The sequence below is a fragment of the Arthrobacter sp. UYEF3 genome (assembly GCF_040546245.1).
Lineage (GTDB): Bacteria > Actinomycetota > Actinomycetes > Actinomycetales > Micrococcaceae > Arthrobacter.
In genome coordinates this window covers 95,255-119,801 of sequence record NZ_JBEPNK010000009.1, presented here as the reverse complement: position 1 = coordinate 119,801, position 24,547 = coordinate 95,255, and the positions used below count along the sequence as shown (strand labels likewise).

The following is a 24,547-nucleotide window of genomic DNA, read 5'->3' as shown; positions in this document are numbered from 1 at the left end:
TACAGCTAACTGTATTGAAACTAAATCTAGCAGACCCGAGCCTCCTCCACCCGACCGAGGCACCAAGGAGTCATCATTATGGACACGCCTAACGGTGTGGACCGCCTCCCCGACGGGCCCGTGCGGCGCATGTTTGCCGCCGCCCGCCGGCACGACCTCGACGCGATGGTCGCAGAGTTCGCCGACGACTACATCAACATCACCCCCAACCACCCCGCCCGCAGCTTCACCGGCAGCGCCCAAGTGCGGTCCAACTGGTCCGCCCTCTTCGCGGGAGTCCCCGATCTCACGCTGGAAGTTCGCGACTCGGTAACGGCGCCCGATGGGGAGGTCTGGGTCGAGTGGGCCTCCCGCGGCACACGTCGCGACGGCGTTACCGTCGAGCAGGCCGGAGTCGCGATCTTCACCGTGCGCGAGGGCCGGCTCTCCGCCGTCCGGTTCTACCTCGAGCCCGTCGAGCACGAGTCCGGAGACGTCAATACGGCTGTCGGTGCCGTCGCAGGCGCCGATTGGGGAGGAGCACGGACATGATTCTTGTCGTCGGTGCCACTGGTGACCTCGGCGGCCGCGTTGCCAGGCTGCTGCGCTCAGAGGGACAGGCCGTCCGCTGCCTCGTGAGGCAGAGCAGCGATGACACCGGGTTGCGGGAGCTCGGCGCGGAAGTCGTGCGCGGCGACCTCACTGCACCGGCCAGCCTTAAAGCTGCATGTCAGGACCTCGATACTGTGATCGCCACGGCGACGGCGATCAGCCGACGCCTCGCCGGGACAAGCCCTGCGACCATCCGGGCCGTCGACGAGCAAGGCATGAGCTCCCTGGTGAATGCGGCCGAGGCCGCGGGCGTGCGCCGATTTGTCTACATGTCCTTCCCTGGAGCTGACGCGGCTATCGGCACGCCCTTGGAGCGCGCCAAGCTGGCGATCGAGAGGCTCCTGGCCAGCTCGGCGATGCAGACGGTCATCGTCCGCTCTGACGCATTTCAGGAAGTCCACCTCGCCCCCACGGCACGCTTCGACATGGCCGCCGGGAAGGCAACAGTCATCGGCAAGGGTGACACCAAGAGGCGCTGGGTGGCCACGGAGGACGTCGCCGCTCTCCTCTCGGCGGTCGCCCTCGAGCCGGATCCTCCAGCGCTGATCGAGGTCGGCGGCCCCGAGCCGCTCACCAAGAACGAAGCCATCTCGATCGCCGCGGAACTCACCCATCACCGAATGAAGGTGCAGCACATGCCGCGCCGCGTCGCCCGCCTTGCAATCCGCCTGCTCGACCGCCGAAATGACGCCCTCGCGTCCGCGTTCGGCGCCGGGCTGCTCGAGGACCTCCAGGAGGCCACCTGGGACGACCAGCCCCTGCGCCAACGGGGGATCAACCCCAAGCCCGCCAGCGACTTCCTCCGCGAGCAGGCGCGCAAAATGACCTGACCACGCGTGCTACGGGAGCCGTTCGATCGAAGCCTAGTGATCAGCCAGAAGATCTCCAGCTGCCCGCTAGCCGGTGGTCCAGCGCGCAGCCAAACATGCCCTCGGCCGTCCGACCCATTACGGGCCTCCACACGCCTGTAATTTTCTGCGGTATCTGGCGTATAGCTGGCGGCGATATTTGGCGCGGTCAGGTGCCGATGAGCAGGGTTTCGCGGGCTGCCTCGGCGACTTCTTTGGTGATGCTGTTGACGTGCGCACTGGTTCCTGCCAGCGGTTCGTCAGGACGAAAGTGGGTTCCGCGGTGCTGAAGGTCCGGTAGTGGTGAGCCGGTCGGCCTCGTCGACGATGGGGATTAGGTCAGGCCGAAGGCGGGAACCTCGACTTAGCGGTAGAGGAGCAGGACTGCAGGGCCGCCTCCGGCGGCGAGCAGGGCCGTGACTAGGCGGGCTGATGCCGGGTCTCGCAGCACCAAGGCCGTTGCGGTGCCGCCCGTGGGGTCGGGCCGGCCCTGATCGTTCCTGAGAGGGTCCCGGTTGGAGCTTCTGGCCGTGTTCATTTGACGGTCAGGGTCCCCTTCATATTGGAGTGGTAGGTGCAGTGGTAGGTGTACGTGCCTGGTTTTGCCGGGGCTGTGAACGTCGCGCTGGTCCCGGGTTTGGCCACGGCGTCGAAGGAGCCGTCGTCGGCGGTGAGGGTGTGGGCCGCGGTGTCCATGTTCATTACGGTTACCGTCGCACCGGCCGGGACGCTGTCTGGTCCGGTGTAGGCGAAGGACTTGATGTGGATGGTCGCCCCGGCGGCGGTGCCCGTGGATTCCATCGAGGACCCCATCGGGGAGCCGCCCACGCTGTGATCCATGGTTGCGGTGGGGCCGGGAGCTGTGGCTGCAGGCTGTATTGCTGTGGCTGATGAAGTGGCTGGCGCTGAGCCGGTCCCGGTACCGCTGGTCCCGCAGGCGCTTGCACCCAGGAGGGCGGCTGCACAGGTCAGGGCAAGGGCGAGTCGTTGCGGGGCATGGGTCGTCTTCATGGTCTTCTTCCCTATTTACGGAGCTGACGGTAATGCGGGAGTTTCCGGCCGGGGGCCTGCCCCTGGCGCCCAGGAACCGGCTCTGCGACGGTGGTTAGGTGGGGTGGCTGGAGGTCAGGTGGGCGTAGACGACGGTGTTGTCACGGTATTCCCCGGTGGCGGGGTCGTAGCCGCCGCAGGTGATCAGGCGGACCTCGGGGCGGTCGGCGTTCCTGTAGACCTCGACGGTGGGGAAGGCCGCTTTGTGGTAGACGTCGACTCTGTCGACGGTGAAGACCGCTGCGGTGTGGTCCGCGCGAGTGAGGGTGATGCTTTGGCCCGGTGTGAGTTCGTGGAGTCGGTAGAACAGTCCGAAATCGCTGGTGGTGGTGTTGACGTGGCCGAGGATGATCGAGGATCCGGTCTGGCCGGGGGTGGGGGAATCCCGGTACCAGGCCCCCGGTGCGCCTGGTTCCCCGGAGGGCGTCTGAAGTTCCCCGTTCGCCTGTTTGCCCAGCGGCAGCAGGGCTGAGTTTATCCCGATGGCCGGAACTTCGACTTTCACGGGCACGGACGCGGGCAACGCTCCGTCTGGCGCAGCGGGGGCGGGTATGGTCGTGGCGGTCGGGGACCCTGCTTCCGCCGCTGAAGCAGGCGGGGACCCTGCTTCCGCCAATGCAGGCGGGGCAGCGGTTGATACTGTGTCGGTTGCGGACGGTGCCTGGGGTTCGGCGTGGAGCCCGAGAGCGGTGGTGGTCATGCCGCCGGCCAGGAGCACGGCGGCCGCCGCGGATGCGATGAAGCGTCCGCGGCGGCTGCTGTTCTCAGTTCCCATCGGGTCCCTGAAATTTCTGCGTCTTCTAGGCCTTAGGCGGCCATCCGGCGACGGACGGCGTAGGCTCCGCCGGCTGCCAGGATGAGGCCGCCGCCGGCGGCCAGGAGACCCAGATCAGGTCCGGCCGGAGCCGGGGTGGTGATGCCGGTGCCGGGGGCCCCGGCGGGCATCGCGGTCAGGGTTCCGCACAGGGCCGGTGAGGTGGCGGCCAGGGGCAGGGACGGGACGAGGTCGCTGGGTTCCTTTTGCGCGGCGGCGGGCAGGGTGGCCGGGTCCAGGCCGTGGACGACGACGACGGCGGTGCCGGCCTTGAGCGCGGCGGAGGTCTTTGCATCGAGGGCGATGGTGCGCTGGTAGGTGTACGAAGCGCCCATTCCGGCGACTTTCAGGTCGGTGCCGGCTGCCGGGCTGGTGTCGCCGCTGGTGGACAACGTGGTGCCGATGCCGCCGTAGAAGGGGGCGCCTTCGGTGGTGCTGATGACGCCGTCCTTGCTGGTGTCCGCTGACATGTCCGGGCAGGTGCCCTTTGCTCCGATGTGGATGTGCTGGACGTGCGGGTACGGATTGCCGCCGAAGGTGGCAGCGAGTCCGGAGACCTTTTCGGTGACGGTGGCCTGGTCACCGCTGACGGTGATCATGACGGTGCCGGAGGCGTTGCTGCCGTTGACGGCGGCCAGGTTGGCCTGATAGTTCGTGTTGTCCGCGGCGAGGGCCGGGCTGGTGGAGAGTGCGAGGGCGCCCAAGGCAAGGGCGGGGGCGATCAGGAAAGCTGATTTCTTCATGGGTTTCCTCCGATAAGAATGAACGCTCCCCTGATGGGCACGCCCATGACTGTGACACTAATGGTTCGTTGTGGTCCACGTCACGGATGGGAGGAAGATTGAACGATCTATTTTACCGGGCCCTTTTGCCGGGCCCTTGACGCGGAGCGCTATTCGGACCAGCAGGCCAGGACCGAGGTAGCCACCTCATAGGCGAAGGCGCTGGGGCTAACTCCATGTGGGCCAAGGTTCACAGGCAGGGCCGTCGCGTCTACTGTCAGGACGAAGTTGTCCTTGACGAAGGACACCGCCCCGTCCGGTGTCTGAAAAGCCGGGAAACCCAGATTCGCCATGCCTTCGATGGGCTGGGCGGCACGAGTTCTCTGCTGCAGTGCATCAAAGTAGACAAGCGCGTCGGCCGGATTCGGTGCCTCTTTCACTGAGAGCACGAACGGGCCCGACGCCAGCGCGTACGTGCAGGTATAGAGCATGTCTGCCCAGGTGTCGGTGGTCCGGGGCGGCCCGGACAGGGACAGGATCCGGGCAATATTGGACCGGGTTTCGTCTCCGCAGACCATTTTTGCTGAGGCCGAGGGTGCACCTGTAGGTGTCGCCGTCGAGCCGTCCGAAGGTGATGACGGAGATGGGGAACCGCCGGAGACCGCGTCGCGGGCGGCGGCTGATACCGGCGGAACGGCTGCGGGGTGACCCGCCCCCGGGGCCTCGCCGGCTCCCGGGGCCGCAGCGCAGCCGGCCAGCAGCACCGCGCAGAGGCCCGCGGCCCCGAACCAGGCCATACAGGCGGTGCGGGCGCAGCTCCTGCTTTTCATGTACAAACCTTTCCAGACATGCTCGGTCCTAAAAATTCCTAAGAGCCTTCCTACAGAGTATTCGCTGGGGTATTGAGCACGGACGGGTCGCGAATGGCGTTTGGCGTTTGGCGTTTGCCAATCGGCGTATGCCTGGCCCATCCCGGGCCGGCCGGACCGGGGGTGGACGGGGTGGACATAGGGGGAGAACCGCTGCCCTGGAGAGCCTTGTCGGGAGAGTCCTGAGGGTGTCGGCACGAGCAGAGGACTGGCAAGCGCAGGTCTCACCAAAGTTACCGTCCCTGCACTCATCCTCCACGGAGGGGGACGCCACCGTGCCGTGCGAAGGATCCGGCCAGTGCACCCATGAGGCACTGGCCCGCCGTGCACTGCACGATATCTTGCGTCATCCCGGGCGCTCCGCACGGATGCAACCTCGGCCACCCCAATGAATGGATCGAAACCCTGACCTGGTTCCTGGTCAAGTCGCCCACACCGACGGCCTCGTTGCGGCCGTTTATGACGCTCTGAACAATGTTCCCCCGGTATCGCCTGAAGCCGTGTTCCGCTTCTGATCCGGTCGGGGGAAACAATGCCGCCGTCGACGACTGAGCAGGAGCTGCTTAGAAAGGTGCCGGGCTCCCCGTCGTCGCGTCCGAAGATACCTGGCAGTTCTTGCCCCAGCGCAGGGGTGAATTTGAGCTGTCGACTGCTGGTGGCACCCGCTCCAGCCAGCGTCGAGGACACTGCCTATTCGTTGTCCGTTCTCTTTCCGGCCCGGATCTGGAGGTGGCCACCCCGGGCCGAGGCGCGCATGACATCGACGCATCGTTCCTCGACGGCCTGCCAGGGGGCGGCGGTGATGTCGGATCCGCCCGCCGCGCAGGCCAGTCGTGCCAGCGGAGTGAACCATCGGGCCCATCCCACCGGGTCCTGCATATCAACGACCCCGATCCGGGCGTCTGCGGAAAGCAGCCTGTTCATGTTCGTCCAGGCCTGCTGCCAGTCCCCCATCAGGGACAGCGAGTAGGTGGCCAGGGCTGCATCCGAAGCCGCGGCTCCCCCGCTCTCCTGGATGCGGGCAGCGATGGTCCCAGGATCGAGCAGCACCATGTCTGCCTGGAGCAGGATCACGTTATTCCAGCCGCGGGCCTGGGCGCGGCGCCGCGCCTGGTGGAGCATTTCGGCGCTGCGGTCGATCCCGACGATGGCCCCGGAGGTACCAACGCGCTGTTGCAGCAGCGAAAAATTCAGTCCGGTTCCGCAGCCGATGTCCAGCACCTGCTGGCCCGTGGTGGGAGCCAGGGCATCGATGCCTAGCACCCGTCCGGCATGATAGACAGGGTATTCGCCCGAGAGCAGATCATAAAACGGGGCAAACAGCGTGTATTTATCGCCGATGGCAGGCTCCTTCAGGTTCGTTCCGCCGCAGCGGCACGGTCGCGCAAGACCGGACCGTCGGGCGCAAATGTCAGGCATGCAACGTCACTCACAAGGAGTCCATCATGGCAGTGGGGAACCGGATCATTGATCTTCTGGTGGTCGGCGGCGGGACCGCCGGGATCGTGGGCGCCAAGACGGCGGCCGGATTCGGAGCGCGGACCGTCCTGGTCGAACAGGCCCGCACCGGCGGTGACTGTCTGTGGACCGGATGCGTCCCGTCCAAGACCCTCCTGTCGGCAGCCGGTCACGCCGTCACAGCGCGCGCACTGACCGGGCAGGCACCGGAGTTCGCTGCAGTCCGGAAACGCATCTTCGCCGCCATCGACACCATCGAACCCGTCGACTCCCCTGAGGCACTCGAAGCCGCCGGCGTTGAGGTCATCAAGGGCACGCTGAGGTTCCGCGCCCCCGGGGTGGCCGAGGCTGACGGCAGGACGATCCGATTCCGGCAGGCACTGATCGCCACCGGCGCGGCGCCGGTCAGCACCGGCATCCCGGGCCTGGACCCGGGCGCCACCGTGACCTCGGAGACGATCTGGGAACTCGACACCCTGCCGCGGCGGCTGGCGATTGTCGGCGGCGGCCCGATCGGCTGCGAACTCGGACAGGCCTTCGCCCGGCTCGGATCCGAGGTCACCATGATCGTCCGCTCCCGGATCCTCCCCAGGGAAGACCCCGACGCCGCCGGCCTCGTCCGGGAGGCCCTGGAGACTGATGGTGTCCGCATCCTGGAGAACACGACCGTCGAGAACGCGGTCAGCACCGACGCCGGGTGCAGGCTCCTGCTTGCGCACGGCGCTAATGTGGACGCCGACGTCGTTCTGCTGGCCACCGGACGCACGCCGCGGACCGCGGGACTGGGCCTGGAACGGATCGGGGTAAGCCTGGACACGGAGGGCCGGGTGATCACGGATACCCGAATGATCACTTCCAACCCGCTCATATGGGCCGCGGGGGATGTGACCGCCAACCCCCGGTTCACCCACCTGGCCGGCGTGCACGCATCGGTAGCGGCCTCGAACGCGGTCCTCGGGCTCAAACGCCGGGTCAGCGGCACCGTGCCCCGGGTGACGTTCACGTCCCCGGAGGTGGCCGCCGTCGGGCTCACCACCGCCGACGCCCGCCTGCAGCACCGCGCCCGGACTGTGCGGCATCACCATGTCGACCGGGCCGTGACGGAGGACTCCACGGGCGGGTTCACCCGCCTGATCGTGGACCGGCGCGGAAAAATCCTGGGCGGCACGATCGTCGGCCCGCGGGCCGGGGAGTCCCTGGCTGAACTGACCCTGGCAGTCCAGAAAGGGATGACCACCTCTGACCTTGCCGGAACAACCCACCCCTACCCCACCTTTTCGGACGGGGTCTGGAATGCCGCCGTCGCCGACGTCAGGGAGCGCCTGGCTAATCCCGTGGCACGCCGGGCCATGGCAGCGCTGGTCTGGTTCCGGCGCCACCGGCTGGACATGCCTGAGAATCACCGCAGGGACCGGTAACCGGCGCTAACCTGTTGGGAAATCACCGGTAGCACCCGGACGCTTTACCCAGACGGAAACTCTTCGGCTACCGGCCGACCGATGTTCCGTACCTTGGTCGGCCAGGTGATTTTGGCCGCCGCCGTGCTCGGAGCGTCCGCGGGGGAGTCGATCTCCTGCGCGGCGCCGGAGTGAAAAGGTTTCGCGGCCACCCATCCATGATGCAGATCACAACGAATCAACGGTGTCACCATCACGGGCCAGCCTGCAGCAATTTGCGGTGGCTATTTCGTCTGGGGATCCGGCGGGAGTACCCTCCGGAATGTCATGGTCTCAAAAATGCACTCATGACAGGAGCACACCGATGTTCGACCAAAAATTCATCACCGAAGCACTAAACCGGAGCGCCGAAAATCCTTTGGACCGGCGCATTCTGTTCCGGGCCGCCGGGATCGCGGGAATCGGCGGTGCCGCGGCCCTGCTTACCAGCGCACCGGCCCAAGCGTCCAAGGACAAAGATAAGATGCACGGCGCACCAAGCGACGGGGCGATCCTGAACTTTGCCCTGAACCTGGAATACCTCGAAGCGGAGTTCTACCTCCGTGCCGTCACGGGCCGCGGCCTGGATGAAGGGCTCACGGACGGCAAGGGTCGCATGGGCGGCGTCACCGGCGGCGCGAAGGTCCCCTTCAAGCCCGGCAGCCTAATCGAAAAATACGCCAAGGAAATCGCCGCCGACGAAAAATCCCACGTCAAATTCCTCCGCACCGCGCTGGGAGGCGCGGCTGTGTCCCGACCGCAAATCGACCTGGAGGCCAGCTTCACTGCTGCCGCCATGGCCGCTGGCCTGATCAAGAAAGGCCAAAAATTCAACCCCTTCGCCGATGAAACCAGCTTCCTCCTGGGCGCGTTCATTTTCGAGGACGTAGGGGTCACCGCCTACAAAGGAGCAGCCCCGCTGATCGACAACAAAACCTACCTTGAGGCCGCTGCCGGCATCCTCGCCGTTGAGGCCTACCACGCCGGCATCATCAGAACCACCCTCTACGCCCTCGGGCTGCAGGGGCCCGCCCAGGCCATCTCCGATGCCCGGGACAGCCTCGACGGACCCACCGACCTCGACCAGGGCATCGGCACCAAAGAAACCGCCAACCTCGTCCCCACCGACGCCAACGGCATCGCTTTCAGCCGCAGTCCCGGACAGGTTCTGAACATCGCCTACCTCACCCCCGAGGAAGCAACCGAGGGCGGATTCTTCCCCGACGGCGTCAACGGCGAGATCAACACCAGCGCCAACAACGCCTGACCCACCCAACACCCACCAAGAGAAACACCGGAATCACCGGAGGCGGCACCCGGAAAGGGTGTCGCCTCCCCTGCGCGGGGGGAACGGACCCCGCCTGGTGGCCCCGATGACACACCTCGCGATGAAAGACAACTTGCCGGATTGGCCGGTTACCGTTTGCAACGGTGTGGCATAGGCTCCCCACAGCCACCTGACGCTTCGGATAGCCGGCGCGAGGGCCTGGCAGGAAGCCCCTGCCTCCGGCCCGGACACCGCGGGTTTACAGGTTCTGTAGGTCGGGGCCCGGAGTGGCCTGGTCGGCGGTGGCTTCGGTCTCGGCGGCGGCCGTGGCGGCGCGCTTCTCGCGCCGCCGGTCGTTGAGTACGCACAGTCCGATCGCGGTGAAGAAAAGCAGCAGCATCGGCACGGCGAGGTAGAACATGCTGGTCGCGTCCGCGCCGGGCGCTGCCATCGCGGCGAAGAGGCAGACCAGGAACACGGTGATCCGCCAGCTCTTGAGCAGTTGCGCACCTTTGACCAGGCCGGCTAAATTCAGCCCGAACAACACCACGGGCAGCAGGAAGGCAATGCCGAAGGCGAGCAGCAGGCGTAACACGAAGGACAGGTACACCTGGGCGCTGATGAAGTTGGAGCCGCCCGAGGGCGTGAAGTCGGTCAGCACCCGCACCGCGTTCGGCAGCACCAGCCACGCGAGCAGCACGCCCCCGACGAACAACGGGACCGCGGCAGCGACAAAGGACAGCGCCAGGCGCCGCTCCTTCTTACGCAGCCCGGGCACGATGAAGGCCCAGAGCTGGTAGATCCAGACCGGGCTCGCCACGATCAGGCCCAGGAACACGGACACCTGGATCATCAGGTCAAAGGAACTCGCCACGCCGTCGAAGTTCAGCGAGGCCTGCCGGCCCTGATGCTCATTCAGGTCGCGGATCGGCTTGATTAGCGCCGCGAGCATCGGCTGGTATACGAAGAAACCAACGACGGTTCCTACGACGACGGCGATCGCGGACTTGAAGAGCCGGTTCCGCAACTCTTTGAAGTGATCGAGGAGGGCCATCCGCCCCTCGGGGTTGGACCGGCGGCTGCTGCTGACTGCCATGGCATCTCAGACGCTGGTAGGCGGCGGAGTCTCGGTACCGCCGACGGCGCTGCTACCGGCTCCCGTGGACTTCGGTCGGTTCACGGCCTCACCTTCTACGGCATCGGCGGCGACCGGGCCCTTTACGGGAGGGTCATCCTTCTTCATTTCGCGAACCTCAGATTTAAAAATCCGCATCGACTGGCCCAGGCTGCGGGCCATTCCCGGCAATCTCGGCGCAGCGAAAAGGACCAAAACAAGAACGATGATGATAATCAGATGCCAGCCCTCAAGCCTCATGACGGACGTCCCTTCCCTTGAGCGAATCTTACGTCGAACCAAACCCAATGTCCCCCTGCTGACGGTCTAACACCAACGGGCAGGAACAACGCGTCGTGCGCCTGCCCTGACGCCGTCCGATCGCACCCTTCGGCGGCGTCACCCCGGCACCATCGACCCCAGCAGCGACCAAGCTGCCAGGCTAAGCACACCGGGGCGGTACCTCCACAAGCGCTGGACCTGCTTGCTCATTTCAAAGGAACCGGGCCCGGGACTGTTAAGGACGGCCACCGGCAACGCAAGCCCGGTCAGGTTTCCCTGCGGGATGGCCGCTCAGCTTATTCCGTGCCGTTGTCCTGCGCTTCAAGGTGTTTGGCCATGGCCTCAACCGCCTGGTTCCACCGTGCCGCCAGGACCTGCCTGCTCAACGGTGCAAACATGCTTGTCAGCACCTTTTCAACTGCATCATATGCGGCGTCCCTGGCCCGTTCCTGCGCCGCCGGGCTGTAATAGTTCATGCCCGTTATTCGACGCCGCGCACGCAAAGGATGGTCTGCCAGCTCCGGGGCAGTGCACCGGAGCGCAACGAATAGGGGTGTGGCCAGGATGGATCGGATTGCCAAGAGAAGCGTTGAGGAAATAACAAACCCGTATTACGCGGTGGCGGCAGCTGCCCTGCCCGGGACCGCGCCGACGGCCGTCGAGCCGGGCAGGGAGGCTATTCGGGATACCGGACGTTCCGGTGGTCAAAAAACATCAGGCTCCCCGCCGGCGTGCCGGGGACCCGAATCCCCAAATGGGGCGAGCGGATCACCACGACGATGCCCTCCCTGCGTCCGTTAAAGGGGTCATCTCCCACCACGATCTGACCGGCCCTAAACGGGATGCGTGCCTCTTGGAGGCGGTGTGCGGCCTGCCCGAGCGCCCGGGCCAGGCGGCCCCGCTGCGGGTGTGCTGGTTTTACGGCGGATAGGACCATCGGACTGCTCCTTGCGCAGAAAGTGCTTTCGCGCGGGCCCGGATCTTCCGGAAGAGCCCCCAACTTGACCCTCCGTTCCGGTGCCCGCGCAGAAACCAGCCTAGAAGTTTGCCTCAGGAGTCACACCAGTACCGACTACCTCAATTATCACAGGGGATTACGTGGAAGGTACCTGACAACGGGGGCCGACTGTGCGGAGGGCTCCGTCTGACCCAATGGGCACAACCCGGCGGCACGGCATGCTGCGTTGACCGCATGTCTGGCCCGGCAGTCGGCCCTAAGGGCTAGGGTGGTGTCAAAGAGAAGGGGAGTGCCTCATGGAGTACCAGAATCCTCAGTCCGCACCGGGCCTAGAGACCGCCCTGCCCGGAGCGCTCCGCGCGACCGGCCGCACAGTCATTTCCGAAGCCGCCGTCGCCAAGGTTGCCGGCATCGCCGCCCGTGCGGTCCCTGGGGTGTACTCCCTGGGGACGGGGCAGTCGAGGGCGTTGGGCGCCATCCGCGACGCGGTCGGCAGTTCGGACCACGCTGTCGGGGTGCGCGCTGAGGTCGGCGAGACCCAGGTGGCCGTGGACATTGACCTCGTGGCGCTCTATGGCACCCCTTTGCATCCGCTGGCGGACCAGATCCGCGCCGCCGTCTACGCCGCCGTCGAGGAGCTTGTCGGGTTACAGGTCATCGAAGTGAACATTGAGATCCATGACGTCTTCGTCCCCGGCCCGCCCAAGCTGCCGGCCGCCGTCGAGGCGCGGCCGGTTCGGGAAGCGCTCCAGTGAACCTGACAGTAGTCGGCGTTGCCGCCGGCGCCTTCCTAGCCTTTATGTCCTTCGCGTTCGGGGTCTGGGGCTTCCTGGGGTCCCTGCTCTTCATGGCCGTCGGAGCCCTGCTGGGCCGCGCGGCGGAAGGGAAACTGGACCTGCGCAGCGTGTTCGACGCCGTTACCGGTCGGCGTTCCTCCTCATGAGCGGCGCCACCGGGCGCCTGCTGGCCGGACACAACCGGATCAGCACCCAGGCCCTCACCAGCGTTGCCCGCGCCGCCGCGTCCGAAGCCCTTGGCGTGCCTCCGCAGGACGTCCGGGCCGACTGGACCGACGACGACGGCCTGCTGGCGCTGTCGCTCGTCACGCCGATAGTAGTCCCGTCGCTCACCTCGGTGCTTGGGGACCCGGCGCACGTCGCCGGCTTCGGCGGCCCCATTTGGGACCGGGCGGTGGCCGCGAAGGCGCGGATCCTGCACCGCGTCATGGAACTCAGCGGCGCCCAGCTGAGCCGGGTGGACATCCGCATCAGCGGGGCCATCATTAGCGACGGAGGGCGGGTCCGGTGAGCCACGCCGCCGAACGACATCACAGCGGCGCCGGGTCCCAGGACCCTGGCCCGCAAGCCCGCGGCTCCCACGCCAACGGCGTCGACAGCGCCTCCCTCAAGGCCGGTACCGGCCTTGAGGGAGGCTCCGGCGCGGCCGGAATGGAGACCGTCCTGGCACGGGAGACCAGCTCGTCCCGGGCGTCCGCGGCCGTCATCGCCGCAGTCCTGGTCATTGTGCTGTGCGGCTACGCCCTGCTTGAAACCGCTGTGCGGGCCGTCGGCCAGCCGCCGTGGCTGGTTGATCCGCAAATCGCCGCGGAGTGGCTCACGGCGCTCCCGGCCGGAATCCCCCCGCTGCTGCTCGGTGTCGTCGGTGCCGTGTTGCTGGCAGTGGGGCTCTTCTTCTTCCTTAACGCAGTGCTGCCCGGACGGCGTGCACGGCACGTGCTCGCCGACCCGCGTGCCGCCGTCGTGGTGGACGACGAAGTGATCGCCGCGGCGCTAGCCCGGCGCGCCCGGCTGGCCGCCAATGTGACGCGGGAACAGGTGATGGTGGTGGTCGCCAGGCGCCATGTGCTGGTCAACATCCGGCCGACCTCCGGGGTGCCGCTCCACGAGGCGGTTGTGCAGGCCGCCGTCGAGGCCGAGCTACGCGAAATGGCGCCATCACCCCTGCCCGACGTCCGCGTCAACCTGGCCACCTCGGGGGTGATCGGCGCGTGAACGGCACCCCCCGACTCCTCAACCGCATCCTGATCGGTATTCTCGGCGCCAAGCTCCTGGTCATCGGTGCCCTGCTGGTCCTGCTGGCCACGGTGCCCGCGGTCGGGAGCTGGTGGCAGGGCTGGTCCGGTCAGGTGTGGACAACGGTCCGCGGGCTGTTTGAACGAACCCGCTTCCCCGGACGGCCGGAGAGCTGGCTGTGGATTGTCATCGTGGTCCTGCTGATGGTAGTCATCGGGCTCATGGTGGCCTGGCTGGCTCAACAAGGCAAAGGCCGCGCCAACCTGCTGGTCGTCGAAGAGGACGCCGGCGAGGTACCCGGCAGCGTCCGGATCGGCGGCGGCGTGGCCGAGCAGGCGCTGAAGGCGGCGCTGGCCGACCGCCCGGACCTGGCCGGCGCCATGGTGGCCACCTATGAATTTCGCGGCGAGCCGTCCCTGCGGATCAGGGTGCAGCCGCGCCAGGGCGTAGCCCCGCATATCCTGGCCGCGGAGATTTCCGCCCTCGTGGAGGCACTGGATGCCGTCCTCGGCAAACGCACGCCGGTGCTCATCCATATCGGGTCCGGCGCGAGGTCCAGGTTCGGCCGCGCCGAACGCGTCCGCTGACCCGAACCCACGCCAGAGGACGGCACGCCGGCAGGCGCGCTTTTGGAAAATTCGACCCCGGCAGGAACATGAGCCCCGCAGGCCTTGGTTCCGCGCCGGGCCTTGCGCACCGGGGCGCCGGCCACCACCGCCACGGGTTTCCGTTGGCATAAGGTTTAATGTAAACGCTTGCATTTCCCGCCATTCCCTCGCTAGTGTGATGCCCACCACACCAACTGCACCGCCGGTCCCATCCGGTACTCAGCGAGGAGCACCAGTATGAAAACCCGTAAGTATCTACTGCCCGTTGCCGCGGCCGGTGTCCTGGCCCTCTCCCTTTCGGCCTGTGGAGGTGGCGGAGGTGGCAGCAGCAGCGCGGGAGGCGGCGACGCCGCGGCCAACCTGGACGGTCGGGGTCCCATCACCTACGTCCAGGGCAAGGACAACAGCAACGTGGTCCGGCCGCTGATCGAAAAGTGGAATGCGGCGCACCCGAATGAGAAGGTAACTTTCAAGGAGCAGACCGACCAGGCCGACCAGCAGCACGACGACCTCGTCCAGCACTTCCAGGCCAAAGACACCAACTACGACGTGGTCAGCGTTGACGTCGTCTGGACCGCGGAGTTCGCCGCCAAGGGCTGGCTCCAGCCGCTCAAGGACAAGATGGCGCTCGACACGGCCGGAATGCTGAAGCCGACCCTCGACGCCGCTTCCTACAAGGGCACCCTGTACGCCGCGCCGGAATCCTCCGACGGCGGCATCCTTTACTACCGCAAGGACTTGGTCCCCACGCCGCCCAAGACGTGGGACGAAATGATGAGCATGTGCTCTATCGCGAAGACCAACAACATGGGCTGCTACTCCGGCCAGTTCTCGAAATATGAAGGCCTCACGGTCAACGCCTCCGAGGCGATCAACTCCGCCGGCGGCTCCGTGCTGGACAAGGACGGCAAGCCGAGCCTGACCACCGATGCCGCCAAGGCAGGCCTTGGCAACCTTGCCAAAGCCTATGCAGACGGCAACATCCCCAAGGAAGCCATCACCTACAAGGAAGAGGAATCGCGGCAGGCGTTCCAGGACGGCAAGCTCCTCTTCCTGCGCAACTGGCCATACGTCTACAACCTGGCCGTCAGCGAAGGATCTTCCAAGGTCAAGACCGTGCTCGGCATGACGGCACTACCGGGCAAGTCCGGCCCCGGCGCTTCCTCGCTCGGCGGCCACAGCGCCGGCGTGAGCGTCTACTCCAAGAACAAGGCCACCGCGCTGGACTTCCTGAAGTTCCTGACCACGGAGGAAACGCAGAAGTTCTTCGCCACGCAGGGGTCTCTCGCCCCGGTGCTGACCAAGCTCTATGACGACCCGGCACTGGTCGCCAAGCTGCCGTACCTGCCCGTACTGAAGACTTCGATCGAGAACGCTGTCCCGCGTCCGGTGACCCCGTTCTACCCGGCCGTCACCAAGGCCATCCAGGACAATGCATACCCCGCCATCAAGGGCGAGAAGTCAGTGGACGCAGCGCTGTCCGACATGCAGAAGTCCATCGAAACCCAGTCAAAGTAGTCCAAAATGGCAACCGAATTGGGCCCGACGCCGGTTAAGAAGCCGGCGTCGGGCGGGACAGAATTCCACCGCCCGCCCAAGGGAGTGGGGGAGGACAACGTCATTGCGAGCCAGAGCAAGTGGGCGTCCTGGCTGTTGGCCCCCACCATCATTGCGCTGGCCGTCGTCATCGTTTACCCGATCGTCAGCGCCATCTTTATGTCCTTCCAGGCCGACGCCGGCCTGGATCCTGCCACCGGCCTCTTCGCCGCGGGCGGTCCGGCGGGAATCACGAATTACGTCCACTGGATCGCCCAGCAGTGCGCGTCCGGCGGCGGCGGGACTGTTGCCTGCCCGCCGGGCACCCTAGGGTCCCAGTTTTGGTCAGCGACGGCCACCACGTTCTTCTTCACGATTGTGACCGTGACCCTGGAGACCGTACTCGGCTTCTGGATGGCCGTCATCATGGCGCGCACCTTCCGGGGACGCAGCCTGGTCCGTGCCGCCGTGCTGGTGCCGTGGGCCATCCCCACCGCCGTCACGGCCAAGCTGTGGCTGTTCATCTTCGCCTTCGAGGGCATCGCCAACAAGCTCTTTAACGCAACCATCCTCTGGACCGGCAGCGAGTGGCCGGCCAAATGGGCGGTCATCATTGCGGACGTCTGGAAGACCACGCCGTTCATGGCGCTGCTGATCCTGGCCGGCCTGCAGATGATTCCGGCCGAGGTGTACGAAGCGGCCAAGGTTGACGGCGCCTCGGCCTGGCAGCGGTTCCGGATGATCACCTTGCCGCTGGTCAAGCCGGCGCTCATGGTGGCCATCCTCTTCCGCACCCTTGATGCGCTACGGATGTTCGACCTGCCGTACATCCTGACCGGCGGGGCAAACAACACCACCACGCTGTCCATCCTGGTGATCAACCAGATCAGGCAGGGCTTTAACGTGGCGGCGGCGCTGTCCACCATCACGTTCATCATCATTTTCCTTGTCGCCTTCATCTTCGTGCGGTTCCTGGGCGCGAATGTTGTGGAGCAGCAGACCGGTGCAAGTAAGGGGAAGAAATGACCGCAGCCGCTACCGAGCTGCGCGCGCAGCAGGACCAGGGTCGCAAGACCGCCCAGAACCGGGAGAAATTGGCCCAGGGCCGGACCTACATCAGTGCCTTAGTGGTCCTCATCTGGTGCCTGGCCCCTGCCTACTGGATGGTGGTGACGGCCTTCCGCGAAGTCGGCTTCACCTACGACACCTCGATCCTGCCGACGCACGTCACACTGGATAACTTCAAGACCTCGTTCGATACCTCCTTCGGGAACCACTTCGGCCAGGCGCTCCTCAACAGCGTGTTCATCGGCGCCGTGGTGACTCTCGTGTCGCTGCTCATCGGCGTCTTCGCCGCCTACGCGCTGGCCCGGTTGAACTTCCGGTTCAAGTACCTCGTACTGGGCTTTATCCTCGGCGCTTCGATGTTCCCCGGCGTCGCCCTCATCACCCCGCTGTTCCAGCTGTTCACCAACATCGGCTGGATGGGCACGTATCAGGCCCTGATCATCCCGAACATCTCGTTCGTACTGCCGCTGACCGTTTACACCATGACCTCGTTCTTCCGCGAAATGCCGTGGGAGCTCGAGGAATCGGCCCGGGTGGACGGCTGCACCCAGGGCCAGGCCTTCCGGAAGGTGATCATGCCGCTCGCGGCCCCGGCCATCTTCACGACGGCCATCCTGGCGTTCATCTCCTCGTGGAATGAATTCCTGATCGCCAGCCAGCTGTCCAGCGACGCGACTCAGCCGGTCACCGTCGCCATCGCCAGCTTCGCCGGCGCGCAGCCCAACCAGATCCCCTACACGGCGATCATGGCGGCGGGAACCATCGTGACCATCCCGCTCGTGATCCTGGTGCTGGTCTTCCAGCGCAAGATCGTGGCAGGCCTGACCGCCGGCGCCGTCAAGTGACGGGGACGTGATGGCAGCCGCAGAGAACCAAGGCCAGATCCGCAGAACGCACCGCAGGGTGCGCTCGGGCGAGGACTTCGACATCATCATCGGATTCCTCGGCTTCTGGGCAGTGATCCTGCTGGCGGTCACCGTCTGGATGGAGGTGACCGCCCAGCCGGCCCTCGGCTGGGCCCTCGGGCTGCTGGCGACCCTGCTGGCACTGTACGGAATGCTCCGACTCCGCCGGCGTTTGCCAGGGCGGACGGCCGCCCGGCGGCGCTAAGTGCGACGCCGGCGCGTCACGAAGCGCGCCGCCCTGGCGGGCGGATAGTACGATTAATCGGCGCCGCGGGGGCGGCGCGCCGGCCGAGCTTCTGCGGACGGCCGACAAGGGGACACGGTGGCACGGACAACTGACAGGGCGCAGCGCGGCGGCCATTCCGGCGTCAGCATCGAAGACGTGGCGACCGCCGCGGGCGTCTCCACCGCCACCGTCTCACGGGCAGTGCGCGGGCTGCCCCGGGTGTCGCCGGCCACCAGGGAGAAGATCCTCGAAATCGCGGAGGACCTCGGCTACGTGGCTTCGTCCTCGGCATCGGGCCTGGCCACCGGCCGTACCCGGACCATCGGGGTGCTGGCACCCTTCGTCAGCCGCTGGTTCTTCTCCAAGGCCATCGAAGGCGCGGACCGGGAACTGCACGGACGCCAGTACAACCTGTCCCTGTTCAATTTGGGCGGCCACGGCAGCCGCCGCGAGCGGCTGTTCAGCAAGACCATGGTCTACAAGCAAATCGACGCGCTCCTGGTCCTCTGTATGGCCTTGACCCGTGAGGAACTGGAGCACCTGCACAAGATCGACATCCCGCTGGTCGTCGTCGGCGGCCACGTCGAGGGGTGCGCCTACATCGGAATTGACGACTACGACGCTGCCTCCACTGCTGTACGCCACCTCATCGACCTGGGCCACCGGGACATCGCGTTGCTGCACGGCGACGACGAGACGGACCTGAACTTCGACGTTCCGCGGGTACGGATCAAGGCGTTCCAGGATGTCATGGCCCGGGCCGCCCTGGACGTCAGGCCGGAGTGGGACCAATGGGGGGACTTCACGGTCCGCAGCGGCCAGGAAGCGTTCCAACGGCTATGGGACCAGCCCGGTCCGAAGCCCACGGCGATCTTCTGCGCGTCGGACGAGATGGCCATGGGCGTCATTTTCGAGGCCCGTCGCACGGGCGTCCGGATTCCGGAGGAGCTCTCGGTGGTGGGGATCGACGACCACGAATTCGCCGCGGCCGTGGGGCTCACCACGGTCGGCCAGCGCCCGGACGAGCAGGCCGAGCTGGGCACCAAGATGCTGCTCGATGAACTCGACGGGATCGCCGGGGCGGTGCGTTCCGTGATCGCCCCGCACCGGCTAATCGTGCGGCGTACGACGGCGGCCCCGCGGCGTGCGGAGCCGCTCGCGCCGGTGTCCGGGCAGCGGTTGCGCCGTACCTAGGCTCCCGGCGTCACAGTCCTGGCGTCACTGCCTCAGGAGGCTCGGGCCAGCTGCCGGATCGGGATCCAGCGGGAGGCCAGCCGCCGGTAGGCGGCGGCCGCTCCGGTCATGTCGCCCTCGGCGAGGCATTCGATTCCCAGCCGTACGTCCAGCGGGGAGTCGTCCGGGTAGACCTTGTCCGCCACCGCGCCGTAGTCGAGCTCCACGACCGAGTCCTGGTGGAAGAGTTCCAGCCATTCGGTGAGCTGGGTCAGGTCCTCCAGCATGTCAAGGTCCGGGGCCGCAATGGCCAGATGGGCGACTGCGTGCCTGACCCGGTTCAGGGCGGCGCCGATCGTTGCCCGGATGCGCACAGTGACGATCCGGCCGCCGGCCTCCACCACGTCCGTGGGGTCGGATTCCTGGAGGAGGCAGAACCAGCTGAAAGGGATCCCCCACGTGGAGGCGCGGGTGTGGACGCGGCGGATCCCTTCCCGGGCTTTCACCTGGTCGATGCGTTCCTGGTGCCGGTCGCGTTGCTCCTCGGGGATCAACAGCTGGGCCAGCGGACCGTGGATGCCTTCCATCAGGGCGTTGGCGGCCAGCCCGGCCCGGAGCACCAGCTGGCTGGGGCAGTACAGCAGCCTGGCCGGCAGCACCTCGCCGCCGTCGGCGCTCTGGGGTTCCGCGCCTGGGGGTCCGTCGGTCCCGGTCCCGGTGCCGACGGTCCCGGTGCCGACGTTCCCGGTGCCGACGTTCCCGGTGCCGACGTTCCCGGCGCCGCCGGAACCGCTGACCGCCAGCACGCGCACCAGATCGGTCTGCCCGGTGGGGAAGGGATCCCCGCCGGGACGGGTGATCCGGCCCAGTGAGGCGAGCAGCTCGGCGTTCTCCACCGCGGCCCGGGACTCCGAGCGGGCGCCCGCGGTCCGCAGGCCCTCCCGCTCCTCGGCGGGGAAGGCTTCCAGTGGCTCGTAGACCCGCAGCGTCGAGGAAAACGGCAGTCCTGCCTGGCCGCGGTAGAGGCTCCCCGTCACGGCTGGCCTGCGCTTCCCCGGCGGGCGTCCATCAGTCGGTCAGCTCCACGATCACGGGGGCGTGGTCCGAGGCGCCCTTGCCCTTCCGTTCTTCGCGGTCGATCGCTGCGCCTGTCACCCGGGCGGCCAGCGCGGGGGAGGCGAGGGTGAAATCGATCCGCATCCCTTCCTTCTTCGGGAAGCGCAGCTGGGTGTAGTCCCAGTAGGTGTATACGCCGGGGCCCGGCGTGTAGGGCCGGACGACGTCTGTGAACCCGACGTCCTCGAAGGCGCGGAAGGCTACGCGTTCCGGTTCGCTGACGTGGGTCAGGCCTGCGGCGCGGAAGTAGTCGATGTCCCATACGTCCTCGTCCCGCGGGGCGATGTTCCAGTCGCCCATCAACGCGATCTGGGCGTCGGGGTCCGCCTGGACCCAGCCCTCGGCGTGGTCGCGGAGCGAGTCGAGCCAGTTGATCTTGTAGGGCATGTGCTCATCATCGAGCGCCCTGCCGTTGGGCACGTAGAGGCTCCAGACCCGGATCCCGCCGCAGCTGGCCCCGATCGCCCGGGCCTCCTGGACCTCGTCCTTACCGTTCTTTCCGAAGGCGGGCTGGTCCATGAAGGTGCGTTCGACGTCGTCGAGCCCCACCCGCGAGGCGATGGCCACGCCGTTCCACTGGCTCAGGCCGAAATGCGCGACCTCGTACCCCATGCGCTCAAACAGCTCCCACGGGAAATTGTCGTCCTTGCATTTGGTTTCCTGGATGGCCAGCACATCACAGTCGGTGCGCTGGAGCCAGGCCTCAACGCGGTCGGCACGGGCACGGAGCGAGTTCACATTCCAGGTAGCAATCTTCACAGTTCCTAACTTACCGAACTTGGCACCGGCTCGGAGCGGCCGGGGCTACCGGCGGGCCGCCCGCGGCGGCCGGGACTCTGGAAATTAGTAGGAAGTCCGAGTATATTCGGGTGCAGAGATGATCTGGGTCACATGCAAAGGAGCATTCCATCATGGTTCGTGAGCTTTCCCATTACGTCGGCGGACAGCACGTCGAGGGCACCTCGGGGCGTTTCAGCGACGTCTACGACCCCTGCACCGGCGAGGTGCAGGCCCGGTTGCCGCTGGCCAGCGCCGAGGAAGTCCGCAACGTCATCGCCAACGCGGAAAAGGGCCAGCTCGAATGGGCCACCATGAACCCGCAGCGCCGCGGCCGGATCCTGCTCAAGTTCGTGGACCTGGTCAACCAGAACATGGACGAACTGGCCACCCTGCTGTCCTCCGAACACGGTAAGACCTTTCCCGACGCCAAGGGCGACATTCAACGCGGCATCGAGGTGGTGGAATTCGCCGCCGGAGCCCCGCACCTGCTCAAAGGCGAATTCTCCGACAGCGCCGGAACGGGCATCGACGTCCACTCAATGCGCCAGCCCCTGGGCGTCGTGGCCGGCATCACCCCATTCAACTTCCCGGCCATGATCCCGCTCTGGAAGTCCGGCCCCGCCCTGGCGGCCGGTAACTCCTTCATCCTTAAACCCTCCGAGCGTGACCCCTCGGTGCCGCTGCGCCTGGCCGAGCTGTTCACCGAGGCCGGCCTGCCGGACGGGGTGTTCAATGTGGTCAACGGCGACAAGGAAGCCGTGGACGCGCTGCTGGAGGACCCCCGGGTCCAGGCGATAGGTTTTGTCGGCTCCACTCCGATCGCGCAGTACATCTACGCCACCGCGGCCGCGCACGGCAAGCGCGCCCAGTGCTTCGGCGGTGCCAAGAACCATATGGTGATCATGCCGGACGCTGACCTGGACATGGCCGCGGATGCCCTGATCGGGGCCGGCTTCGGTTCGGCCGGTGAACGCTGCATGGCCATCTCGGTCGCGGTTCCGGTGGGCCGGCAGACCGCCGATGTGCTCGTGGCGAAGCTGCAGGAGCGGATCGCCGGGCTGAAGGTCGGCCACAGCCTGGCCAAGGATTCGGACTTCGGTCCGGTCGTGGCGGCAGCCGCCAAGGAGCGGATCGAAGGCTACATCGCCTCCGGCGTCGAGGAAGGCGCCAGCCTTCTCACCGATGGCCGCGGCCTCAGGGTCGAGGGCTACGACGGCGGCTTCTGGGTGGGCCCCACCCTCTTCGACAACGTCACCAAGGACATGAAGATCTATAAGGAAGAGATCTTCGGCCCGGTGCTCAGCGTGCTCCGCGCGGAGGACTACGACGAGGCACTCCGGCTCTGCAGCGAAAACGAATTCGGCAACGGCGTGGCGATCTTCACCCGCGACGGCGACGCCGCCCGCGACTTCGCCAGCCGCGTCCAGGTGGGCATGGTGGGCATCAACGTGCCGATCCCGGTGCCGATCGCCTACTACACGTTCGGCGGCTGGAAGGCGTCGGGCTTCGGCGACCTCAACCAGCACGGCGCCGACGCCTTCCGTTTCTACACCAAGACGAAGACCGTCACCACCCGCTGGCCCTCCGGCATCCGCCAGGGCGCCAGCTTCGTCATGCCGGAAGGCAGCTGATGGCGGCCCACGCGGCCCGTGAGACCCCTGAGCCGGGTGCTGATGTCCTGTTTGAGCGCCGCGGCCGGCTCGGCGTCCTCACGCTGAACCGGCCCAAGGCCGTCAATGCGCTGACCGCCGGCATGGCCGCGGCGATGCTGGACCAGCTCACGCTCTGGGCTGACGACGACGCCGTTTCCGCGGTCCTGGTGCGCGGCGCCGGGGACCGCGGGCTCTGCGCCGGGGGCGACATCGTGGCCATCTACCGGGACGTGCTCGACGGCGGCGACGCCACCGCGGACTTCTGGGCCGTCGAGTACCGGCTGAACCTGCTGATCTCCGGATACCCCAAGCCGTACGTGGCGTTCATGGACGGGCTGGTCCTGGGCGGCGGGGTGGGAATCTCCGCGCACGGCTCCGTCCGGATCGTCACCGAACGGACCCGGATGGGGATGCCCGAAACCACCATCGGGTTTGTACCAGACGTCGGCGGGACGCTGCTGCTATCCCGGTCGCCCGGGGAGACCGGCACCCACGCAGCCCTGACCGGGGCGCACCTTACCGGGGCGGACGCGATCTTCCTGGGCCTTGCGGACACCTTCGTTGCGTCCGCGCAGCTTGCGGAGTTGGCCGCAGCACTGGAAAGCGAGCCGGTGGACGCCGCCGTCGCACGGTTCGCGGAACCGTCCCCGGCGTCACTCCTCAGCGCGCAGCAGGACTGGATCGATGACTGCTACTCCAGCGACGACGCCGAGGAGATCCTGGGCCGGCTGCGGACCGCGGGGGGTCAGGCCGTCGACGTCGCCGGCACCATCGCGGCCAAGTCCCCGACCGCGGTCAAGGTGGCGCTGGCCTCGCTTCGCCGGGTCCGCGGGTTCCGCCTGGCCGAAGCCCTCGAACAGGAGTACCGGGTGGGCTTGCGGTTCCTCGCCGGCCCCGACTTCCGCGAGGGCATCCGCGCCCAGGTGATGGACAAAGACCGCACCCCGCATTGGCGGCCGGCCAGCCTCCCGCAGGTCAGCAACGACGACGTCGAGGCCTACTTCGCACCGCTGGGCGACCGTGAACTGCAGCTGTCTCCGAAGGAGACCCACACGCAGACCAACACGCAGACGAACAGGGAGAAGAACAATGTCTGAGACCGCCGCGCCTCAAACCCTGACGCCCGCAACAGGGACCATCGCTTTTTTGGGCCTGGGCCACATGGGCGGCCCGATGGCCGTCAACCTGGTCAAGGCCGGTTACACCGTGACGGGCTATGACGTGGTCCCGGCGGCGCTGGAAACCGCCCGCGCCCACGGGATCGCCACTGCGGGTACCGCCGCCGAGGCTGTCGCGGGGGCCGCCGTCGTGCTGACCATGCTGCCCAGCGGAAGACACCTGCTGGAGGCGTACCGCGGCGACCCCAACCAGCCCGGGCTGCTGGCCATTGCGGGGCCGGGGACCATGTTCCTGGACTGCTCCACCATCAACGTCGACGAGGCCCGCGAGGCCGCCGTCCTGGCTGTCGACGCCGGGCACCGGGCCGTGGACGCCCCGGTCTCCGGCGGCGTGGTCGGGGCCGAAGCGGGAACCCTGACCTTCATGGTCGGCGCGCCGGCCGAGGACTTCGAGACGGTCAAACCGATGCTGGAAGTCATGGGCAAACGTGTGGTCTACTGCGGCAGGCACGGCGCCGGGCAGGCCGCGAAAATCTGCAACAACATGATCCTGGGCGTCTCCATGATCGCCGTCAGCGAGGCCTTCGTGCTCGGCGAGAAGCTCGGCCTCACACACCAGGCGCTCTTCGACGTCGCGTCGGCCGCGTCCGGGCAATGCTGGGCGCTGACCACCAATTGCCCCGTGCCCGGACCGGTTCCCACCAGCCCCGCCAACCGCGACTACCAGCCGGGCTTCGCCGGGGCGCTGATGGCCAAGGACTTGAAGCTGGCACTCAACGCGCTCGAAAGCACCGGCGTCGCCGCCCGGCTGGGACCGCTCGCGTCCGAAATTTACGATAGCTTTGCCGCGGAAGGCGGTGCCGGCCGGGACTTCTCCGGAATCATCACCGACATCCGGGACAAATCCGACCAGCAGTAGAGGG

At 66.9% G+C, this 24,547-nt stretch carries 29 protein-coding genes; 17 read left to right on the top strand and 12 right to left on the bottom strand.

Annotated features, from left to right (window positions below; all coding sequences use genetic code 11):
• The first annotated feature begins 78 nt into the window (after window positions 1-78).
• Together ABIB14_RS08920 and ABIB14_RS08915 are read left to right on the top strand one after the other, a co-directional pair.
• The gene (locus tag ABIB14_RS08920) at window positions 79-531 is read left to right on the top strand and encodes a nuclear transport factor 2 family protein (protein WP_354235517.1); all 453 of its coding nucleotides are present in this window, start codon (window positions 79-81) and stop codon (window positions 529-531) included.
• Window positions 528-1,421, top strand: a complete 894-nt coding sequence (locus ABIB14_RS08915) for an SDR family oxidoreductase (protein ID WP_354235516.1) — start codon at window positions 528-530, stop codon at window positions 1,419-1,421. The genes ABIB14_RS08920 and ABIB14_RS08915 overlap by 4 nt, the downstream gene beginning before the upstream one ends.
• Window positions 1,422-1,803: 382 nt before the next feature.
• On the opposite strand, the gene ABIB14_RS08910 is transcribed toward ABIB14_RS08915, so the two are convergent.
• From ABIB14_RS08910 to ABIB14_RS08885, 6 genes are all read right to left on the bottom strand, one after another.
• On the bottom strand, window positions 1,804-1,977 hold the full coding sequence (locus ABIB14_RS08910; RefSeq protein WP_354235515.1) for a hypothetical protein: 174 nt from the start codon (window positions 1,975-1,977) through the stop codon (window positions 1,804-1,806).
• Window positions 1,974-2,450, bottom strand: coding sequence for a cupredoxin domain-containing protein (locus tag ABIB14_RS08905; protein ID WP_354235514.1), 477 nt, complete (start codon window positions 2,448-2,450; stop codon window positions 1,974-1,976). The genes ABIB14_RS08910 and ABIB14_RS08905 overlap by 4 nt, the downstream gene beginning before the upstream one ends.
• Before the next feature lie 94 nt (window positions 2,451-2,544).
• A complete protein-coding gene (locus ABIB14_RS08900) occupies window positions 2,545-3,264 on the bottom strand; it encodes a class F sortase (protein ID WP_354235513.1) in 720 nt (239 codons plus the stop codon).
• Between the two features lie 32 nt (window positions 3,265-3,296).
• Window positions 3,297-4,046 (bottom strand): hypothetical protein, encoded by a 750-nt coding sequence (locus ABIB14_RS08895; protein ID WP_354235512.1) that lies wholly within the window; start codon window positions 4,044-4,046, stop codon window positions 3,297-3,299.
• A 149-nt stretch (window positions 4,047-4,195) separates the two neighbouring features.
• Complete coding sequence (locus ABIB14_RS08890) at window positions 4,196-4,855, bottom strand: hypothetical protein (RefSeq protein ID WP_354235511.1); 660 nt, start codon at window positions 4,853-4,855, stop codon at window positions 4,196-4,198.
• Between the two features lie 729 nt (window positions 4,856-5,584).
• On the bottom strand, window positions 5,585-6,157 hold the full coding sequence (locus ABIB14_RS08885) for a class I SAM-dependent methyltransferase (RefSeq protein ID WP_354235510.1): 573 nt from the start codon (window positions 6,155-6,157) through the stop codon (window positions 5,585-5,587).
• A 182-nt stretch (window positions 6,158-6,339) separates the two neighbouring features.
• On the opposite strand from ABIB14_RS08885, the gene ABIB14_RS08880 reads away from it, so the two are divergent.
• Both ABIB14_RS08880 and ABIB14_RS08875 read left to right on the top strand, forming a co-directional pair.
• Window positions 6,340-7,770, top strand: coding sequence for a dihydrolipoyl dehydrogenase family protein (locus ABIB14_RS08880; protein WP_354235509.1), 1,431 nt, complete (start codon window positions 6,340-6,342; stop codon window positions 7,768-7,770).
• Between the two features lie 343 nt (window positions 7,771-8,113).
• Window positions 8,114-9,055, top strand: a complete 942-nt coding sequence (locus tag ABIB14_RS08875; RefSeq protein WP_354235508.1) for a ferritin-like domain-containing protein — start codon at window positions 8,114-8,116, stop codon at window positions 9,053-9,055.
• A 259-nt stretch (window positions 9,056-9,314) separates the two neighbouring features.
• On the opposite strand, the gene tatC is transcribed toward ABIB14_RS08875, so the two are convergent.
• From tatC to ABIB14_RS08855, 4 genes are all read right to left on the bottom strand, one after another.
• The gene (tatC, locus tag ABIB14_RS08870) at window positions 9,315-10,109 is read right to left on the bottom strand and encodes a twin-arginine translocase subunit TatC (protein ID WP_354235533.1); all 795 of its coding nucleotides are present in this window, start codon (window positions 10,107-10,109) and stop codon (window positions 9,315-9,317) included.
• 48 nt (window positions 10,110-10,157) lie between these two features.
• The gene (tatA, locus tag ABIB14_RS08865) at window positions 10,158-10,430 is read right to left on the bottom strand and encodes a Sec-independent protein translocase subunit TatA (protein ID WP_354235507.1); all 273 of its coding nucleotides are present in this window, start codon (window positions 10,428-10,430) and stop codon (window positions 10,158-10,160) included.
• A gap of 317 nt (window positions 10,431-10,747) precedes the next feature.
• Window positions 10,748-10,927 carry a hypothetical protein gene (locus ABIB14_RS08860; RefSeq protein WP_354235506.1) on the bottom strand — a complete coding sequence of 60 codons (180 nt, stop codon included), beginning with the start codon at window positions 10,925-10,927 and terminating at the stop codon, window positions 10,748-10,750.
• A gap of 200 nt (window positions 10,928-11,127) precedes the next feature.
• Window positions 11,128-11,388: a hypothetical protein gene (locus tag ABIB14_RS08855; protein WP_354235505.1), complete on the bottom strand. Its 261-nt coding sequence runs from the start codon at window positions 11,386-11,388 to the stop codon at window positions 11,128-11,130.
• Window positions 11,389-11,705: 317 nt separating this feature from the next.
• Between ABIB14_RS08855 and ABIB14_RS08850 the strand changes: the two genes are divergently transcribed.
• The 10 genes from ABIB14_RS08850 (at window position 11,706) to ABIB14_RS08805 (ending at window position 18,979) form a co-directional block, all read left to right on the top strand.
• Window positions 11,706-12,164 (top strand): Asp23/Gls24 family envelope stress response protein, encoded by a 459-nt coding sequence (locus tag ABIB14_RS08850; protein WP_354235504.1) that lies wholly within the window; start codon window positions 11,706-11,708, stop codon window positions 12,162-12,164.
• Entirely contained in the window at window positions 12,161-12,352 is a 192-nt protein-coding gene (locus ABIB14_RS08845; RefSeq protein ID WP_354235503.1) for a hypothetical protein, read from the top strand. Before ABIB14_RS08850 ends, ABIB14_RS08845 begins: the two co-directional genes overlap by 4 nt.
• Window positions 12,349-12,717: a hypothetical protein gene (locus ABIB14_RS08840; protein ID WP_354235502.1), complete on the top strand. Its 369-nt coding sequence runs from the start codon at window positions 12,349-12,351 to the stop codon at window positions 12,715-12,717. Before ABIB14_RS08845 ends, ABIB14_RS08840 begins: the two co-directional genes overlap by 4 nt.
• A gap of 140 nt (window positions 12,718-12,857) precedes the next feature.
• Complete coding sequence (locus ABIB14_RS08835) at window positions 12,858-13,421, top strand: hypothetical protein (RefSeq protein WP_354235532.1); 564 nt, start codon at window positions 12,858-12,860, stop codon at window positions 13,419-13,421.
• Complete coding sequence (locus tag ABIB14_RS08830; protein ID WP_354235501.1) at window positions 13,418-14,029, top strand: hypothetical protein; 612 nt, start codon at window positions 13,418-13,420, stop codon at window positions 14,027-14,029. Before ABIB14_RS08835 ends, ABIB14_RS08830 begins: the two co-directional genes overlap by 4 nt.
• Window positions 14,030-14,287: 258 nt before the next feature.
• Window positions 14,288-15,568, top strand: a complete 1,281-nt coding sequence (locus ABIB14_RS08825) for an ABC transporter substrate-binding protein (protein ID WP_354235500.1) — start codon at window positions 14,288-14,290, stop codon at window positions 15,566-15,568.
• A 6-nt stretch (window positions 15,569-15,574) separates the two neighbouring features.
• Window positions 15,575-16,612 (top strand): carbohydrate ABC transporter permease, encoded by a 1,038-nt coding sequence (locus tag ABIB14_RS08820; protein ID WP_354235499.1) that lies wholly within the window; start codon window positions 15,575-15,577, stop codon window positions 16,610-16,612.
• The gene (locus tag ABIB14_RS08815; protein WP_354235498.1) at window positions 16,609-17,499 is read left to right on the top strand and encodes a carbohydrate ABC transporter permease; all 891 of its coding nucleotides are present in this window, start codon (window positions 16,609-16,611) and stop codon (window positions 17,497-17,499) included. The genes ABIB14_RS08820 and ABIB14_RS08815 overlap by 4 nt, the downstream gene beginning before the upstream one ends.
• Before the next feature lie 10 nt (window positions 17,500-17,509).
• Window positions 17,510-17,764: a hypothetical protein gene (locus tag ABIB14_RS08810; protein ID WP_354235497.1), complete on the top strand. Its 255-nt coding sequence runs from the start codon at window positions 17,510-17,512 to the stop codon at window positions 17,762-17,764.
• Between the two features lie 117 nt (window positions 17,765-17,881).
• Window positions 17,882-18,979: a LacI family DNA-binding transcriptional regulator gene (locus ABIB14_RS08805; protein WP_354235496.1), complete on the top strand. Its 1,098-nt coding sequence runs from the start codon at window positions 17,882-17,884 to the stop codon at window positions 18,977-18,979.
• 32 nt (window positions 18,980-19,011) lie between these two features.
• On the opposite strand, the gene ABIB14_RS08800 is transcribed toward ABIB14_RS08805, so the two are convergent.
• Entirely contained in the window at window positions 19,012-19,995 is a 984-nt protein-coding gene (locus tag ABIB14_RS08800) for a DUF8083 family protein (protein ID WP_354235495.1), read from the bottom strand.
• A gap of 31 nt (window positions 19,996-20,026) precedes the next feature.
• A complete protein-coding gene (locus ABIB14_RS08795; RefSeq protein ID WP_354235494.1) occupies window positions 20,027-20,833 on the bottom strand; it encodes an exodeoxyribonuclease III in 807 nt (268 codons plus the stop codon).
• A 152-nt stretch (window positions 20,834-20,985) separates the two neighbouring features.
• Between ABIB14_RS08795 and ABIB14_RS08790 the strand changes: the two genes are divergently transcribed.
• Genes ABIB14_RS08790 through mmsB form a run of 3 tightly spaced genes read left to right on the top strand, consistent with a single transcriptional unit; the run spans window position 20,986 to window position 24,543 of the window.
• Window positions 20,986-22,485 carry a CoA-acylating methylmalonate-semialdehyde dehydrogenase gene (locus tag ABIB14_RS08790; RefSeq protein ID WP_354235493.1) on the top strand — a complete coding sequence of 500 codons (1,500 nt, stop codon included), beginning with the start codon at window positions 20,986-20,988 and terminating at the stop codon, window positions 22,483-22,485.
• The gene (locus tag ABIB14_RS08785; protein ID WP_354235492.1) at window positions 22,485-23,603 is read left to right on the top strand and encodes an enoyl-CoA hydratase/isomerase family protein; all 1,119 of its coding nucleotides are present in this window, start codon (window positions 22,485-22,487) and stop codon (window positions 23,601-23,603) included. Before ABIB14_RS08790 ends, ABIB14_RS08785 begins: the two co-directional genes overlap by 1 nt.
• Complete coding sequence (gene mmsB / locus ABIB14_RS08780; protein WP_354235491.1) at window positions 23,596-24,543, top strand: 3-hydroxyisobutyrate dehydrogenase; 948 nt, start codon at window positions 23,596-23,598, stop codon at window positions 24,541-24,543. Before ABIB14_RS08785 ends, mmsB begins: the two co-directional genes overlap by 8 nt.
• Window positions 24,544-24,547: the final 4 nt, after the last annotated feature.

Excerpts from the sequence above, each read along its gene's own strand:
- ABIB14_RS08815 (WP_354235498.1), top strand. The coding sequence starts at position 16,609 with ATGACCGCAGCCGCTACCGAGCTGCGCGCGCAGCAGGACCAGGGTCGC.
- ABIB14_RS08810 (WP_354235497.1), top strand. The coding sequence starts at position 17,510 with ATGGCAGCCGCAGAGAACCAAGGCCAGATCCGCAGAACGCACCGCAGG.
- ABIB14_RS08785 (WP_354235492.1), top strand. The coding sequence starts at position 22,485 with ATGGCGGCCCACGCGGCCCGTGAGACCCCTGAGCCGGGTGCTGATGTC.
- ABIB14_RS08840 (WP_354235502.1), top strand. The coding sequence starts at position 12,349 with ATGAGCGGCGCCACCGGGCGCCTGCTGGCCGGACACAACCGGATCAGC.
- ABIB14_RS08915 (WP_354235516.1), top strand. The coding sequence starts at position 528 with ATGATTCTTGTCGTCGGTGCCACTGGTGACCTCGGCGGCCGCGTTGCC.
- tatC (WP_354235533.1), bottom strand. The coding sequence starts at position 10,109 with ATGGCCCTCCTCGATCACTTCAAAGAGTTGCGGAACCGGCTCTTCAAG.
- ABIB14_RS08880 (WP_354235509.1), top strand. The coding sequence starts at position 6,340 with ATGGCAGTGGGGAACCGGATCATTGATCTTCTGGTGGTCGGCGGCGGG.
- ABIB14_RS08855 (WP_354235505.1), bottom strand. The coding sequence starts at position 11,388 with ATGGTCCTATCCGCCGTAAAACCAGCACACCCGCAGCGGGGCCGCCTG.
- ABIB14_RS08890 (WP_354235511.1), bottom strand. The coding sequence starts at position 4,855 with ATGAAAAGCAGGAGCTGCGCCCGCACCGCCTGTATGGCCTGGTTCGGG.
- ABIB14_RS08920 (WP_354235517.1), top strand. The coding sequence starts at position 79 with ATGGACACGCCTAACGGTGTGGACCGCCTCCCCGACGGGCCCGTGCGG.
- ABIB14_RS08910 (WP_354235515.1), bottom strand. The coding sequence starts at position 1,977 with ATGAACACGGCCAGAAGCTCCAACCGGGACCCTCTCAGGAACGATCAG.
- ABIB14_RS08835 (WP_354235532.1), top strand. The coding sequence starts at position 12,858 with ATGGAGACCGTCCTGGCACGGGAGACCAGCTCGTCCCGGGCGTCCGCG.
- ABIB14_RS08790 (WP_354235493.1), top strand. The coding sequence starts at position 20,986 with ATGGTTCGTGAGCTTTCCCATTACGTCGGCGGACAGCACGTCGAGGGC.
- ABIB14_RS08875 (WP_354235508.1), top strand. The coding sequence starts at position 8,114 with ATGTTCGACCAAAAATTCATCACCGAAGCACTAAACCGGAGCGCCGAA.
- ABIB14_RS08900 (WP_354235513.1), bottom strand. The coding sequence starts at position 3,264 with ATGGGAACTGAGAACAGCAGCCGCCGCGGACGCTTCATCGCATCCGCG.
- tatA (WP_354235507.1), bottom strand. The coding sequence starts at position 10,430 with ATGAGGCTTGAGGGCTGGCATCTGATTATCATCATCGTTCTTGTTTTG.
- ABIB14_RS08905 (WP_354235514.1), bottom strand. The coding sequence starts at position 2,450 with ATGAAGACGACCCATGCCCCGCAACGACTCGCCCTTGCCCTGACCTGT.
- ABIB14_RS08850 (WP_354235504.1), top strand. The coding sequence starts at position 11,706 with ATGGAGTACCAGAATCCTCAGTCCGCACCGGGCCTAGAGACCGCCCTG.
- ABIB14_RS08820 (WP_354235499.1), top strand. The coding sequence starts at position 15,575 with ATGGCAACCGAATTGGGCCCGACGCCGGTTAAGAAGCCGGCGTCGGGC.
- mmsB (WP_354235491.1), top strand. The coding sequence starts at position 23,596 with ATGTCTGAGACCGCCGCGCCTCAAACCCTGACGCCCGCAACAGGGACC.
- ABIB14_RS08860 (WP_354235506.1), bottom strand. The coding sequence starts at position 10,927 with ATGAACTATTACAGCCCGGCGGCGCAGGAACGGGCCAGGGACGCCGCA.
- ABIB14_RS08895 (WP_354235512.1), bottom strand. The coding sequence starts at position 4,046 with ATGAAGAAATCAGCTTTCCTGATCGCCCCCGCCCTTGCCTTGGGCGCC.
- ABIB14_RS08825 (WP_354235500.1), top strand. The coding sequence starts at position 14,288 with ATGAAAACCCGTAAGTATCTACTGCCCGTTGCCGCGGCCGGTGTCCTG.